At 64.9% G+C, this 13,990-nt stretch carries 13 protein-coding genes and 1 tRNA gene; 4 read left to right on the forward strand and 10 right to left on the reverse strand.

The features are described from left to right. The first annotated feature begins 41 nt into the window (after positions 1-41). Entirely contained in the window at positions 42-1,232 is a 1,191-nt protein-coding gene (locus tag SB749_RS11485; RefSeq protein ID WP_410710448.1) for a TIGR01906 family membrane protein, read from the forward strand. Positions 1,233-1,539: 307 nt separating this feature from the next. Here the strand turns inward: SB749_RS11485 and ppk2 are convergent, their stop codons facing one another. Further along, a complete protein-coding gene (ppk2, locus tag SB749_RS11490; protein WP_410710449.1) occupies positions 1,540-2,442 on the reverse strand; it encodes a polyphosphate kinase 2 in 903 nt (300 codons plus the stop codon). Positions 2,443-2,508: 66 nt separating this feature from the next. After that, positions 2,509-3,795 carry an MFS transporter gene (locus SB749_RS11495; RefSeq protein WP_410710450.1) on the reverse strand — a complete coding sequence of 429 codons (1,287 nt, stop codon included), beginning with the start codon at positions 3,793-3,795 and terminating at the stop codon, positions 2,509-2,511. Positions 3,796-3,885: 90 nt separating this feature from the next. Between SB749_RS11495 and SB749_RS11500 the strand changes: the two genes are divergently transcribed. Beyond that, positions 3,886-3,962: transfer RNA gene (locus tag SB749_RS11500), tRNA-Leu, on the forward strand. 68 nt (positions 3,963-4,030) lie between these two features. On the opposite strand, the gene bioD is transcribed toward SB749_RS11500, so the two are convergent. From bioD to bioB, 4 genes are read right to left on the reverse strand one after another with little or no spacing between them, the layout of a single operon-like run. Then, the gene (bioD, locus tag SB749_RS11505; RefSeq protein WP_410710451.1) at positions 4,031-4,840 is read right to left on the reverse strand and encodes an ATP-dependent dethiobiotin synthetase BioD; all 810 of its coding nucleotides are present in this window, start codon (positions 4,838-4,840) and stop codon (positions 4,031-4,033) included. Beyond that, complete coding sequence (locus tag SB749_RS11510) at positions 4,837-5,970, reverse strand: aminotransferase class I/II-fold pyridoxal phosphate-dependent enzyme (RefSeq protein WP_410710452.1); 1,134 nt, start codon at positions 5,968-5,970, stop codon at positions 4,837-4,839. Before SB749_RS11510 ends, bioD begins: the two co-directional genes overlap by 4 nt. After that, positions 5,967-7,292 (reverse strand): adenosylmethionine--8-amino-7-oxononanoate transaminase, encoded by a 1,326-nt coding sequence (locus tag SB749_RS11515; protein ID WP_410710453.1) that lies wholly within the window; start codon positions 7,290-7,292, stop codon positions 5,967-5,969. Before SB749_RS11515 ends, SB749_RS11510 begins: the two co-directional genes overlap by 4 nt. A 13-nt stretch (positions 7,293-7,305) precedes the next feature. After that, positions 7,306-8,526: a biotin synthase BioB gene (bioB, locus tag SB749_RS11520; RefSeq protein WP_410710454.1), complete on the reverse strand. Its 1,221-nt coding sequence runs from the start codon at positions 8,524-8,526 to the stop codon at positions 7,306-7,308. A gap of 71 nt (positions 8,527-8,597) precedes the next feature. Here bioB and SB749_RS11525 point away from each other — a divergent pair, with 71 nt between their 5' ends. After that, entirely contained in the window at positions 8,598-9,077 is a 480-nt protein-coding gene (locus SB749_RS11525; protein WP_410710455.1) for a hypothetical protein, read from the forward strand. Here SB749_RS11525 and SB749_RS11530 read toward each other — a convergent pair. Further along, on the reverse strand, positions 9,065-9,454 hold the full coding sequence (locus SB749_RS11530; RefSeq protein WP_410710456.1) for a winged helix-turn-helix transcriptional regulator: 390 nt from the start codon (positions 9,452-9,454) through the stop codon (positions 9,065-9,067). The two genes, SB749_RS11525 and SB749_RS11530, sit on opposite strands and share 13 nt — an antisense overlap. A gap of 114 nt (positions 9,455-9,568) precedes the next feature. On the opposite strand from SB749_RS11530, the gene SB749_RS11535 reads away from it, so the two are divergent. Then, entirely contained in the window at positions 9,569-10,174 is a 606-nt protein-coding gene (locus SB749_RS11535) for an NAD(P)-dependent oxidoreductase (protein WP_410710457.1), read from the forward strand. A gap of 161 nt (positions 10,175-10,335) precedes the next feature. Here the strand turns inward: SB749_RS11535 and SB749_RS11540 are convergent, their stop codons facing one another. From SB749_RS11540 to SB749_RS11550, 3 genes are all read right to left on the reverse strand, one after another. Continuing rightward, a complete protein-coding gene (locus tag SB749_RS11540) occupies positions 10,336-11,709 on the reverse strand; it encodes an NAD(P)/FAD-dependent oxidoreductase (protein WP_410710458.1) in 1,374 nt (457 codons plus the stop codon). A 91-nt stretch (positions 11,710-11,800) separates the two neighbouring features. After that, entirely contained in the window at positions 11,801-13,045 is a 1,245-nt protein-coding gene (locus tag SB749_RS11545; RefSeq protein ID WP_410710459.1) for a S8 family peptidase, read from the reverse strand. Continuing rightward, complete coding sequence (locus SB749_RS11550; protein WP_410710460.1) at positions 13,042-13,989, reverse strand: exopolyphosphatase; 948 nt, start codon at positions 13,987-13,989, stop codon at positions 13,042-13,044. The genes SB749_RS11545 and SB749_RS11550 overlap by 4 nt, the downstream gene beginning before the upstream one ends. Position 13,990 lies beyond the last annotated feature (1 nt).

Genomic DNA, 13,990 nt, shown 5'->3' on the forward strand with positions numbered 1-13,990 from the left:
TCCTCCCGGGCTTGGACCCCGTGGTCACTGACAATGGGGATGTGTCCAGAGACGAGAAGAACGAGACCGAAGACCTCCTGAGCAGGCGGATGAGTTCAGGGTCTGCCAGTGCTGCCGATAAGCAGTCGCAGGCCCCTCTGGAGGCGGCCAATGATCCCTCGACCGACACCGAGGCGTTTGATCCGATCACGGATCCCATCGCCGAGGATGCCCCCAAGCATTCCGCGGACGCGAAGCCCTCGACGGGCCCGGTGAGGGTGACTCCCGCCCATTCGACGAATCCTGCCTCTCAGCCCGCGACCGCGAGCACGCGCACCGCCGAACACACCGCCGCGCAGAAGTCCGCCGGCACGGGTTCGGCCACCGCTGCATCGACGACCGGCGCATCATCCTCGACCGTTACCGGTGCCACACGCGAGGTGCCGCAGAATGCGCGCACCGCGGTGATGAGCGAAGCCGATTGGGCTGCGGTGTCGAAGGCGGCGACGTCGACCGATGCCCGTGACCCCGAGGTGCCCGAACGACGTCGGTCCGTGCTCGATGTCATCGGCACGATCTGGATCATGCTCGCCACCCCCTTCGTCCTGTTGGCTCTGGCGGTGCGCTTCGTCGCCTCGGGGATCTTCCTCAAATTCGAGTACTTCCGGCCCGGCTTCCCGGCCGATCAGTTCGGCTTCAGTGCCGCCGACCGTGAGCACTACGGGACCTATGTCATCGACTACTTGCACAACTTCGATTCCCGGCGCTACCTCGCCGATATCGTCATGCCCAACGGGGAGCCGATCTTCATCTCCGACGAGCTCAGCCATATGGCTGACGTCAAGGGTCTGATCTCGCTGCTCTACCTCGTGGCTCTTGTCGGCATCATCGGATCCGTGCTGTTCGGCATCTACATGTGCCGCAAGAACGGATCGGGCATCCATGCAGGCGTGCGCCTGGGGTCGATCTTCAGCATCATCTTCATGGCCGCTGTCGCCGTCGTCGCCGTCCTCGGCTGGGACAGCTTCTTCCGCGGCTTCCACAAGGTGTTCTTCGCCGATGGGACCTGGGAGTTCTACGCCGATGATTCGCTCATCCGCCTCTTCCCCCCTCAGTTCTGGGTCGATGCGGGCATCGCCGGCGGCGGACTCTTCGTGCTTCTGGCGATCATCCTCTTCCTGCTCAGCTTCACCGGTCACAAGAAGCGCCGGGCGCTGCGCAAGGCACGGAAGGACGCCGAAGCAGAGAGCTGATTCGGTTTCGCCGCAGTCCGGAGCATCGGCGTCCGGCGGCACAGCAGCACGTCACTGCACAGCGGGTTCGAGTCCCGCTCCACGGTTCCGGCCGGGTGGTCTTTCCCCTTCCACCCGGCCGAATTCCTGTCCGGAATCATTCGACGAGACCACCGATCCCCCGATCACCGTGTCTCGGCTGGGGCGTCTCCTGTGGGTGAATTCACCTCGATCACGGAGCGGATTCCGCGGTGGAACCACTCACAGGAGACAGGCACGCTGCCCGGATCACCGATCCCCCGCCTCGGTGACGGTGGACGACTGCTGACTAGTCGTCGACGGCGTCGCGGCCGCGGCGGACCAGAAGCGGGTCGGCTTCGTAGACGACCGACGGGTCTTTGTCCTCGTAGTCGAACTGGTTGAGGAAGTAGCGCATCGCATTGAGGCGGGCGCGTTTCTTGTCATTGCTCTTGATCGTGATCCACGGAGCGTGGTCGGTGTCCGTGCGGCGGAAAGTCTCTTCCTTCGCCTCCGTGTAGTCGTCCCAGCGATCGAGGGATTCGAGATCCATCGGTGAGAGCTTCCACCGCCGCACCGGGTCGATCTGACGGATCGCAAACCGGGTCCGCTGTTCTCTCTGGGTCACGGAGAACCAGAACTTCGTGACGTGGACTCCGGAGTCGATGAGCATCTTCTCGAACACGGGAGCCTGTTCCATGAAAGTCTCGTATTCGTCGTCGGTGCAGAATCCCATGACTTTCTCGACATTTCCCCGGTTGTACCAGGAGCGGTCGAACATGACGATCTCCCCGCTCGTGGGCAGGTGGGAGATGTAGCGCTGGAAGTACCACTGTCCGGCTTCGCGGTCGGAGGGTTTGTTGAGTGCGACGACGCGGGCGGCACGCGGGTTGAGGTGTTCGGTGAAGCGTTTGATCGTTCCGCCCTTGCCGGCGGCGTCACGACCTTCGAAGACGATGACGTGTTTGGCGCCGGTGTCCTGACCCCAGTACTGGAATTTCAGCAGTTCGACCTGCAGTTTGTACTTCTCGAGTTCGTACTCTTCGCGGTCCATCTGTTCGTCGTACGGGTACCCTTCCCGCCAGGTTTCGACGGCCCGGCCCATGGGGTCGATGAGGTGCGGATCCGTGGTCTGACTGTCCTCGACGGTGTACCCTTCGAGGCGGAGTTTGTCGATGTACTCCCGCAGATTCTCTTGGAACAGATTGTTCACGAGATCCTTCCCTTTCGCTGTCGACACCGGGTGTGCCTCGTGCACGATAATGTGCCGAGATGAATATCAGGTTATGCGATCGACGTCGCGTCGCGGGATGATTCCGACGCTCAATAGTGGGGCCAGCGCGATGAGTCCGAAGGACAGCGGATAGCCGAATGCCGTCACCAGGGCACCGAATCCGGGGCCGAGCAGGGCCGACATGACGAACTGTCCTGTGTTCTGGGTTCCCAGCGCCTTGCCCGACCACCGTGGTCCGGCGGCTTCGGCCACCGAGGCGAAGGCCAGTCCGTTGTCGGCCACGGAGACGGCCGAGGCGAGGATGAAGACGACTGCGGCGACGGCGGGCAGCTCCGTCAGCGACAGGATGGCGATGGCCACGACGACGATCACCGCCGCGACGGCGACGATGCGCATGAGGCCGACGCGGGATCCCGTGCGATCGGAGAGAGCGCCGACGACCATGCGACCGACTGCGCCGACGATCTGCGCGATCGCGACGATCGCTCCGGCGGCGCCCGCGCCGATCCCCTGGACGACGATGAGCCAGACGAGTCCGTAGGTGGAGAACGCGAACTGCGGGACGACGAGGAGCGCGGAGACCGCATGGATGCGCCACAGGAAGGAATCGCTGCGGTAGGGATTGATCGCCGAGGCGGCGCTGGGCTTCCCCTCCCCCGCCGAGGTGGTGCCCGGTTCGTTCTGCCCGTGGCGTTCCGTCTCCGGTTCGGTGTCGCGGTCGGGGTCGGCCACCTCGGCGCGGGTGGGCGTCGGGTCCGGGGGGTTGCGGATGAGGGCGAAGCAGACGAGGGCGAGTACACCAGTTACGGCGGCGACGAACCACAGGTAGGCGGGGAATCCGCCGGCCGCGGCGATCCCCGGGATGGTCACGGCGGCCACGCCTGTGCCCAGGGGCTGGGACATCTGGCGGATGCCCATGGCCAGTCCTCGGCGGTGGCGGGGGAACCAGCCCATGACGACGCGGCCGGATGCAGAGTTCACCGAGGCGGCCGCGGCACCGGAAGCGGCGATGACGATGACCATCCAGATCGGTGAGTCGACGACGAGCACAGCGGCGGCCGAGAACGCAGCGGTCAGCCCGCTCCCCAAAGTCATCGCCAGACGTTCGCCGAAACGGTCGGCGAATGCGCCCCAGGCGATGAGGGTGAGGATGAGTCCGAAGCTCGGTGCGGCAGCGACGGTGCCGGCCTGGGTGAGTGTGAACCCGAGGTCGGAGTGCATGTATGGGATGAGGAAGGCGGGTCCGGCGATCGCGATGGTCGCCGCCATCTGCGTGAGGACGCCGACGACGAGGATCACCCAGGCCTGTCTGGTGGGTCCGTTCGTCGTCATCGCTCCAGGTTAGCCGTGTGACCGGATCGTCCGCGGGATGTCTCAGATCGCGGTGGCCGGGCTTTGCCGATAAAGTGTGTTCTGAGCATTCCCCCTATAGCCCAATCGGCAGAGGCAGTCGACTTAAAATCGATTCAGTGTGGGTTCGAGTCCCACTGGGGGGACCAGAGATATTTGAGCTGACCTGAGACGTTTCGCAGCGAGGACCAGGCTGATTCCTTCACCGCCTCTGCGATCAGGACAGGCGCAGCCACCCAGGTGCCCGGGCAGAGAACTCGTTCCGATCGAGCCTGTCTCCGACTCCGGCGGGAATCGCTCCGAGGACAGGTGCCATCGCCGACAGTGCAGCCCAATTGTCACGGTCAACCGGAGACGCCTTTTCGGGCCACGAACCGATGATGATGCCGGTGGTCGAAACCCGCCGGCTCTCAAGGGCTTCAGCGGTGAGAGCAGTGTGGTTGAGGGTCCCTAGGCGGGAGCGGACGACGATAGCGGCACCGACCGAGTTCTCTCCTTCCGACAGTCCGGCTGCGATGTCTGCGACGGTATGCTCTCCGAAATCGACGAGGACTCCCCCGGACCCTTCGATGAGGACGTGGTCGGCATCGGTTCGTGCGAGTGCCCTACAGATGAAGTCCACGTGCTCGGCTGCGCTCGGCAGATTCGAGACTCTGTCGGCCCCTGAGGAGTCCGGACCGGATGGTACGGCGCCAACTGACTCATCATCGACCGACTTGAACTCGTCCCATTCGGCTTTGGCGGCCGGAACCGGAGCCATCGGCAGGCGGAGGGTAGTGTTCGTGAACGCTTGGATGCCGGTCAGCCGAGCCACTGCCTCCGCGTCGGATTCTGTGACGACGTCGCTGTAATCGGACTCGAGCTGCTCACGTTCAGGGTCGTCGGCCCTGATATGCCCCGTCTGGATCGGCTTGCACATGATCACTCGACGCCCAGCCGCATTCAGTGCCGCGGCCAACGCCGCGGTGGCGATGGTCTTGCCGACGCCGGTGTCCGTTCCCGTGACGAGCAGAAAGCGCGGGATCATGCCACCGACTCCGCAGCGCAGATTTCGGTGATCGCTCGAATGCGCTCACAGGCATTGGCCAGATCCCCAGGGCTGAGTCCGGCACGAGCTGTCAGCCGCAGACGCGTGATGCCGTCGGGCACCGAAGGTGGGCGGAAACAGCCGACGAGGATGCCCTCCTCGCACAGCAGTTCGCGCGCCCGGACGCCTGATTCCGGGCTCGGCATGGGAACGGACAGCACGGCACCGGCCGGGACCGGCACATCAAGCACGGCTGCCAGTTGTGCGCGGGCCGCCTTCATCGACGCCACCCGCTCAGCGGTAACGAGGTCGAGAGCCGCACCCGCTGCGGCCGCCATGGCAGGGGAAAGACCGGTGTCGAAGATGAAGGTACGAGCCGTGTTGACCACAGCATCTCGGACGAGACCGGCTCCCAGCACAGCCCCTCCCTGGGCGCCGAGCGCTTTCGACAGCGTGGCTGTGACCACGAGGCGGTCGCGGCAACCGCTCACCGCGGCGGCCGCCCCCATTCCGACGGCTGTCTCGGCGCCGGTCACGCCGATCCCGTGCGCTTCGTCGACGAGCAGCAGAGCGTCGTAACGAACGCAGAGGTCAAGAAGACGAGGCAGGTCCGCGGTGTCACCGAATACGGAGTACACAGATTCGACGACGACAAGCGCCTCTGACTGCTGACGACCAGCCAAAGCGGCTTCAACGGCGTCCAGGTCGTTGTGGGCGACGATGCTCGTCGAAGCTTTTGCCAGACGGCAGGCATCGATGAGTGACGCATGGTTGTGGGCGTCGGAGATGATGAGAGTATCTGGACCGGCCAGAGCAGTGACGGCGGCGATGTTAGCCAGGTAGCCGCTGGAGAAGGTCACACACGCAGGGTGCCGCAGCCGTTCGGCCAGCGCAGCTTCCAATCGGTGGTGGACGTGTGTGGTCCCGGTGACGAGTCGCGATGCGCTGGCCGAGGTGCTGCTGCGTTCGATCTCCTCGATCGCTGCGGCACGCACCAGCGGATGCGCCGAGAGCCCGAGGTAGTCGTTCGAGGCGAGGTCGAGTCCGTCGAGCACGAGGTCACTGCGATCAAGACCGGCAGTACTTCGGCGCTCGGCGGCGGCGGAAAGGCGGGAGAAGAGCGCGTTCACGATGCAACCTCGAACTCACACCCGTCCCCGTGTGCCGCGGCTGCCGCGACAATCGCCGTCGTGATGGTGTCCACCACCGCCGGAGTCGAGATATAGGGCGGCATCGTATAGATGTGCTGCCGAAACGGCCGCAGCCATACCCTGTGTTCGGTGGCTATGCGCGTGGTCAGCGCCACGTCGACCGGGCGGTCGAGTTCGACGACGCCGATGCCACCGGTCACCCGCGCTTCGATGACATGATCCAGCCGCCTGGCAGGAGCGAGGCCCGTTTCGAGGGCCTGAGAGATCCGTCCAATGGCCGGCTCCCAGCCGCTCGTCTCGTCATCGATGAGGAGGCCGACCGACGCATTTGCCGCAGCACACGCCAGGGGATTCGCCATGAACGTGGGCCCGTGCATGAGCGCCCGATGGGACGAAGTGGTGATGACGTCGGCAACTGGTCCACTGCACAGCAGCGCCGCCAATGTGAGATAGCCGCCGGTCAGAGCCTTGCCCAGGCACATGACGTCCGGGGTGATCCCCGCGGCCCGACAGGCGAAGTCAGAGCCCGTGCGTCCGAAGCCGGTGGCGATCTCGTCGGCGATGAGTATGGCATCGATCTCGGTGGCCAACCGCCGCAATGACTGCAGGGCGGCGGGGTGATACGGCCGCATACCTCCGGCACCTTGGAAGAGGGGTTCGACGATGATGCCGGCGATCTCTGCCCCGTGCGCATCGACGAGGTTTTCAGCCTTGACCAACCATTCGTGCACCTCGGCAGCGGATGCCTCCGGCAACGGCGGACGAGGCAGGAACAGCTGGGTTGCGAGCAGCCCGGCGAAATCGTTGTGCATTCCCCCAACTGGGTCGCACACGCTCATCGCCCCGGTGGTGTCACCGTGGTAGGCACCTTCGAGGGCAAGGAAGCGCCTGCGGTCGCGGCCGCGGGCCAGCTGGTATTGGATGGCGAGCTTGAGCGCGACTTCGACCGAGACCGAACCCGAGTCTGCGAGGAAGACATGGTCGAGTCCGTCCGGTGTGACTGCGACGAGCCGCTCGGCTAGTTCGACGGCCGGTTCATGGGTGAGACCGCCGAACATGACGTGCGAGAACGATCCGATCTGGGTGGTCAGTGCCGCATCCATGACCGGATGCTGGTATCCGTGGACGACCGACCACCACGAGCTCATCCCGTCGAGCAGGCGATGCGTCGATCCCGAAGCATCGCGCAACTCCACATAGGGCCCATCTGCGCCGGTGACCGAGAAGTGCGCGCCGGCGTCGAGCGGACCGTAGGGGTGCCACAGCAGGCCGGAATCGCGCTCGAGCGTGCTCGTCGGCATCCGCAGTCCCGCCTCAGACATTGGGTGTGAGCTCTGTGCCCGCGCCGCGGCGCCGGATCGTCGGAATCATCACTCCGGAGTCGTCGGCTTCTTGACCAGCCGTCGGCAGAGGTTTGCCGCACGGCAGGGTGCTCGCGGTCTTTGCTGCCTCAGCGGACGTTCCGTCGCTCTTCATGTCACCGGGCGCCACCTCGGCGAAGGCGGCCTGATGGGCTGCCCGGTGAGCCTTGAGCTCATCACGCAGTCGTTCGGCACTCTCTGCTCCGACGATCTCGAAGCCTCCGTCGACGATCATGTCGAGGTCTTCCTCGGCGGCCTGCCCCTCCGAGGTCAGATAGTCGCCGAGGAAGAGCGAATTGGCCACATGCAGCGACAGCGGCTGCAGCGTACGCAGGTGCATCTCCCGACCTCCGGCGATGCGCAGCTCGCGGTCCGGGCACAGGAATCGCACGGCGCAGAGAATCCGCAGGCAATGCTGCGGGGTCAGCGTCCAGGTTCCTTCGAGCGGTGTGCCGTCGAAGGGAATGAGAAAGTTGACCGGGATCGAATCGGAGTCAACGGCCTTGAGCGATTCGATCGCCTCGATGATCTGCTCGTCCGTCTCCCCCATTCCGACGATCAGCCCTGAGCACGGGGAGAGCCCTGCACCACGCGCCTTGTCCACGGTGTCGACACGGTCGGCGAACGTATGAGTCCTGCAGATATCGGGGTAGAGAGATTCGGCAGTGTTGAGGTTGTGGTTGTACGCGTCGACACCGGCGTCCTTGAGTCGCTGTGCCTGACCGTCCTTGAGGAACCCGAGGCAGGCGCAGACCTCGACGTCGGGACTGGATGTCTTGATCTCCTCGACCATCCCCGAGACGCGCTCGACGTCCCGGTTCGAAGGACCGCGTCCGGACGCGACGAGGCAGACCCGCGAGGCTCCCCCTGCCAGACCGAATTCCGCCTGCCGCTTCGCCTCATCCTTCGGCAGCCATGAGTACTTGAGAATGTCTGCTTCTGAGCCCAATCGCTGCGAGCAGTATCCGCAGTCCTCCGGGCAGAGTCCCGATTTGAGGTTGACGAGGTAGTTGACCTTGACGCGATTGCCGAAATGTTCGCGGCGCAGCCGGGAGGCAGCGGCGACAAGGTCGAGGAGGTCCTCGTCGGACGACGACAGGATCGTGCGGGCATCGGAGGCGGTGGCCGGATCGCCGGCGAGCACGCGCTCGGCGAGTGTTTGATAGCTATCCATGTTGTCATTATTGAACACTGTTCAATAGAGTGCCAAATCACACTCTCCGCCCGAACAGGCAGAATGGTGTTATGACCTTCGTACTTCTCACCGCCGGCGATCATCCCCGGTTCGTCGACGGCACCGATGATCCGAACCTCGCCGAGGCGGCCGGGCCCGCCGTGCTCATCGCCGTCGACAGCGCTGCCGACGACTCCGATTCCGGCCCTGACATCGGCACCGAGGCGCCGTCACTCAACGCATGCATCGACGCCCCCTACCGTCCTCTCGCCTTCCGCGAGTCGGGAGCCGACTGGTCGGACATTGATTTCGAGGCCGCCGATCATTGGGAGCAGATGGGACCGGAGCTGCGGCGCCGCCTCGTCGAGGATCACCTCGCGACGCTCGCTGTCGGAGAGTTCAAGGTGGCGACGAACAACGGCAGCGCCTCGATCATCACGAACAACTGGGTCTACTCGGGCTCACCGCGCACCTACCGCGCCGCGGGCCGCCTGAGAGAGCTCATCACCGTCCTCGGCGAACTCACCCGCAGGGCCGATCAGCGCGCCTGAGCATCATCCATCTCAGCCTGGCGATCACGATTGTCGATCAACTCGGCGACATTGCGCTCGGCCCACCTCCGCAGCGCAGTCACGGGAGCCTGCAGCGAGCGACCGAGATCGGTGAGCGAATACTCCACCCGCGGGGGCACCTCCCCAAACGACTGCCTGGTCACCAAGCCGTCGGCGACGAGTGATCGCAGCGTCGAGGTGAGCACCTTCGGGGTGATGCCCCCGATCGCCTGTCGGATCTCTCCGAAGCGCTTTGGGCTGTCATCGAGGATCTCGATGATGAGCACCGTCCACTTGTCACCGACCCGATCGAGGATGACTCGGGTGGGGCACTCCGGATCGAAGGCATCGCCTTCCCAAGAATCTCTGATTTTCATATCCCAATAGTATCTTTGAGGTACTCCCTTTCCAAACGATAGTGTCATGATGTCATCACAGCAGGAACCACCTCGGCGCCGCGAACCCGACGCCGCAGCAGAAAGGGACACACCATGAAGATCGCACTCTTCGGAGCATCCGGAATGATCGGCTCCCGCGTCACCGCCGAGGCGGCCGGCCGCGGCCTCGACATCACCGGCATCACCCGCTCGGGCACCGACGTGCCCGGTGCCGCCCGCAGCATCAAGGGCGATATGGCCGATGCCGAGTTCGACGCCCGCATCGCCGCCGAACACGACATCATCGTCTCCACCACCGGTCCCAGCCGCACCGGCGGGGACCACCAGGAGTGGCTCGACGCCCTGAAGACCTTGGCCGAGAACAGCGGCAACACCCGCATCTTCGTCGTCGGCGGCGCCGGTTCCCTGTGGGTCGGCGACACCATGCTCAAGGACACCGAGGGCTTCCCCGCGAGCTACAAGGCCGAATCGGAGACCGGCACCCGAGCGCTCGAGCTGCTGCGGACAGGCAACTGGTCGCCCTGGACGCTCATCTCCCCCGCACCGGAGATCGCCCCCGGGGAACGCACGGGTTCGTACAAGACCGAGCTGGAGGTCCCGGCCGGTGACGCAATCTCGGCCGAGGACTTCGCGGTCGCCATGGTCGACGAGATCGTTGAACCGAAGCACATCGACGTCCGGTTCACCGTCGCGAACTGACCGAACTGACGGTCGATGACCATGCGCGGCGGCTCCTGACACCCAGAGGAAAGCCAGTCGCTCGCGGTCATGCGAACATGACAGCGCCGGGGATGCACAATGCATCCCCGGCGCTGTCGTCTCACCAGGACAGGTGACCGGATGGCACCGGCCGCCTCGAATCAAGCCTTGGCAGGTTCCTTCTTCGGAGCCGGCTTCGAGTTGGCAGCCTCGACGAAGTTCTTGCGCGGAACATCGAGGTCTGCCAGCGGCGTGGCGTCGCGGCCGAGGACGGCGCTGACGAACCAGTTGCCGAAGACCCTGACCTTGCGGTCCATGGTCGGGATGGCGTAGCCGTGGTAGGCGCGGTGCATGAGCCAAGCGAGGAGTCCGCGGGCTTCGAAGTCACCCATCTGCGAAACACCCTTGTACACACCCAGACCGGCGACCGTACCGATGGTCTTGTGGAAGTACTGCTTGAACTCGGTCTCTCCACGCAGTGCGGCGAGCACATTGGCAGCAAGCACGGGAGCCTGGCGCACAGCGTGCTGAGCGTTGGGCACGCAGAAGCCTGCCACTCCGCCGCCGGACAGGTCGGGAACAGCGGCGTTGTCGCCGGCCGCCCAAGCGCCCTCGACGACACCGTCATCGCCCTCGACCCGCAAGTCGGCGCGTACGGTGACATTGCCGCGTTCGTTGATCGGCAGGTCGGAGTCGATGAGCACCGGGTTGGCCTTGACACCGGCGGACCACACGATCGTGTCGGCGTCGAACTCTTCGCCGTTCGAGAGCTTGACGTGCTTGTCGGTGCAGTCCTGAAGGAAGGTCTCGAGGTAGACGTCGATTCCCCGTTCGCGCATGTGCTCGACGACCCAACGGGCCTGAGCTTCGCCGACCTCGGGCATGACGCGGCCGAGGGCCTCAACGAGGACGAAGCGGACATCGGCTTCAGTCAGCGTCTCGTACTGTGCGATGGCCGAACGGACCATGTCCTCGAGTTCGGTCAGCAGCTCGATGCCAGCGAATCCGCCGCCGACGAAGACGAAGGTCAGAGCCTTGCGGCGCTCTTCGTCGTCCTCCATCAGAGCGGCGTCGGCCAGGCGGGAGAGGAGGTGGTCGCGCAGGGCGACAGCTTCTTCGATGCGCTTGAGCGCGATCGCGTTCTCCTTCAGGCCCGGGATAGGCAGCGCACGGGCAACCGAACCGGAGGCGAGGACGATGTGGTCGTAGTCGAGTTCGAACGCTTCATCGTTCTCGGGTTCGATGGTGGCGAACTTCTCGGCGTGGTTGATCGAGGTGACCTTCGCGGTGATGACCTCGGCACCCGGCAGGTTGCGGCGCAGCGGCACCACAGCGTGACGAGGCTCGATCGATCCGGCTGCCACCTCGGGAAGGAACGGCAGGTAGGTCATGTACGGGTTGGGATCGACCACGGTGACGGTGGCTTCGCCCCGACCTAGGTTCTTCAGCAGATTCTGAGCGGCGAGCAGGCCGACCGAGCCGCCACCGACGACGAGGATTCGTGGACGCAGTTTTGAGTTTCTGATGAGTGCCATAATCCCATGCTAGACCCTTGTGAAAACTTTCACTAATTGTTTGTCTCACGGACTCGAACGCCCCAGATCAGAGCAGTTTCTGCACCTGGCCTCAGTGGCGACGGCGGGCGAAGGAGACGATCGAGATGATCATGAGGACCACGGCGATCAGGGCTCCGGCACCGAGGACGGCGAAGCCGAGCATCGGCGTCGACTGCGTGGCGACGATATCGGTCGGGGCGAGAGCCTTCGGGCTCTCGGTCTCGTCCGGGGCGGCGGTTTCCGTCTCCTCCGCCTTCGCATCTCCACGGCGATGCATCTTCACCCAGTCTGCAAGCTCATCCTCGGCGGAGGCGACGTTCTTGGGCGCTTTCGCCTTGATGGCGCTCTGCGGGTCGACGCGCCCCCAGCCGACGATCGGGTCGGGCTTGCCCTTCTTGCTCACGCCCTTGTGACCGTCCACCGGTTTGGCACTCGACTGCAATATGGCTCGGACCTCATCGGCGCTGAGGTCGGGGTTCTCGGATCGGATGAGCGCTGCCACACCGGACACGACGGGTGAGGCGAAGGAGCAGCCTTGGCCTTCGGCGTAGCCGCCGCTGTAGTACGGAATGGGAATGTCCTTGGCCGGACCCATGAGGTCGACGGCGGTGCCGGGGGCGGTGGAGTCGTCGAGGACCTTCCCGTTCTGGTCGAGTCCGCCCACCCCGATGACGCCCGGAACCGTCGACGGCGACCACGCTTGGGTCGCTCCCTGCGAAGCGTTGCCGACGCAGGCGACGACGAGCACGTCCTTCTTGTACGCGTAGGCGAAGGATTCGTCCCAGCTCTCGGGCCAGCCCGGATCGTCCCATCCCAAAGACATGTTGATGACCTTCGCACCGGAGTCGACAGCCCATCTGATGGCCTCATCGGCCTGTTCTCGAGTCGATCCGGATTCCTTGGGGCGGTCGGGGCCCAGCCACATCGATGCCGACAGGATCTCTGCGTCCGGGGCGACGCCGGTCGGCCCGGCACCGACTCCTCGGCCGGCGATGACGCCGGCGACGGCGGTGCCGTGGTGGATCGTGGTCTTTCCGCCGAGCGGGGTCTTGCCGTCCTTGCCCAGCCCGCTGAAGTCCTTGGACTTCTTCACGACGCCTTTGAGGTCTTCGTGGTCGGAGTTGACGCCGGAGTCGATCACTGCGACCTTGACGCCCTTGCCCGTGGACTTCTTCCAGACCTTGTCGATTCCGTAGTCTTTGATGAACCATTGGCCGGGTCCGGCCTTCGGCGCGGCCATGACGGGTTGGGTGGTACCGACGACGAGTCCGAGGACGACGGTCGTGACGGCGAGGAGTCGCGCGGCGGCTCTCACGAGCTCGTCAGCGCGAGGTCGAGCGCGGTCCCGTCGAGGATGTCGGTTTCGGAGATACGAATATCCAGCGAGCCTCCGGCGGCTGCCACGGCTTGGTCGAAGCGGGCGACGATCCTGGCGAAGAGCAGCGATCCGGCGCCGATGACGTCGACGCGTCCGGGATGCATATACGGCAGCTCCGTGCGTGCCTGGCGGTCCATCGCCAGAAGTCTTCGGGATTCATCTGCGACGTCGGCGACGCTGATATGTGCTCCGTGGATGCGCTCTCGCTGGTAGCTCTCGAGTCCGAGGATGCCTGCGGTGATCGTGGTGACGGTGCCGGCGACTCCGATGAAGGTGCGCGGGGCGGAGAAGTCGACGATCTGCGCGGCCTGGTCCAGCTGGGCGTCGATATCGCTCAGAGCCGCCTGGATCTGCTCCTGGCTGGGGGTTTCGACCGGCATGTGCCTTTCGGTCAGACGCACCGACCCGATGTCCATGCTCACTGCCGCTTGGACATCGTCTCGGCCGAGGACGAGCTCGGTCGAGCCGCCGCCGAGGTCCATGACGACATACGGTCCATCAGCATCTGTCAGGCCGACAGTGGCGCCGAGGAAGGACAGCCGGGCCTCTTCTTTACCGGCGATGACGTCGGGGACGATGCCGAGGATCGAGAAGATCCCGGCGAAGAACTCATCGCGATTCTTCACGTCGCGACTGGCCGAGGTCGCGACGAACCTCAGCTTCTCCGGCTGGTACTCGGCGGCCACCTCGGCGAATTCCTTCGCCACGGCGAAGGTCCGCTCGAGCGCCTCAGGTGCGAACTCGCCGGTGGCGTCGACGCCTTGGCCGAGGCGGACGATCCGGGTTTCGCGACGCAGGTCAGTGAGGGTGCCGTCGGCGGCGACATCGGCGATGAGCAGGCGCAGGGAGTTCGTCCCGCAGTCGAAGACAGCAACACGCATG

Origin of the sequence: Brevibacterium sp. SIMBA_078 (assembly GCF_046534565.1) — a bacterium.
Classification (GTDB): Bacteria; Actinomycetota; Actinomycetes; order Actinomycetales; family Brevibacteriaceae; genus Brevibacterium.

Coding starts and splice junctions, on each gene's coding strand:
- SB749_RS11525 (WP_410710455.1), top strand. CDS start 8,598: ATGACCTTCGTACTTCTCACCGCCGGCGATCATCCCCGGTTCGTCGAC.
- bioD (WP_410710451.1), bottom strand. CDS start 4,840: ATGATCCCGCGCTTTCTGCTCGTCACGGGAACGGACACCGGCGTCGGC.
- SB749_RS11530 (WP_410710456.1), bottom strand. CDS start 9,454: ATGAAAATCAGAGATTCTTGGGAAGGCGATGCCTTCGATCCGGAGTGC.
- SB749_RS11540 (WP_410710458.1), bottom strand. CDS start 11,709: ATGGCACTCATCAGAAACTCAAAACTGCGTCCACGAATCCTCGTCGTC.
- SB749_RS11515 (WP_410710453.1), bottom strand. CDS start 7,292: ATGCCGACGAGCACGCTCGAGCGCGATTCCGGCCTGCTGTGGCACCCC.
- bioB (WP_410710454.1), bottom strand. CDS start 8,526: ATGGATAGCTATCAAACACTCGCCGAGCGCGTGCTCGCCGGCGATCCG.
- SB749_RS11535 (WP_410710457.1), top strand. CDS start 9,569: ATGAAGATCGCACTCTTCGGAGCATCCGGAATGATCGGCTCCCGCGTC.
- SB749_RS11495 (WP_410710450.1), bottom strand. CDS start 3,795: ATGACGACGAACGGACCCACCAGACAGGCCTGGGTGATCCTCGTCGTC.
- SB749_RS11550 (WP_410710460.1), bottom strand. CDS start 13,989: ATGCGTGTTGCTGTCTTCGACTGCGGGACGAACTCCCTGCGCCTGCTC.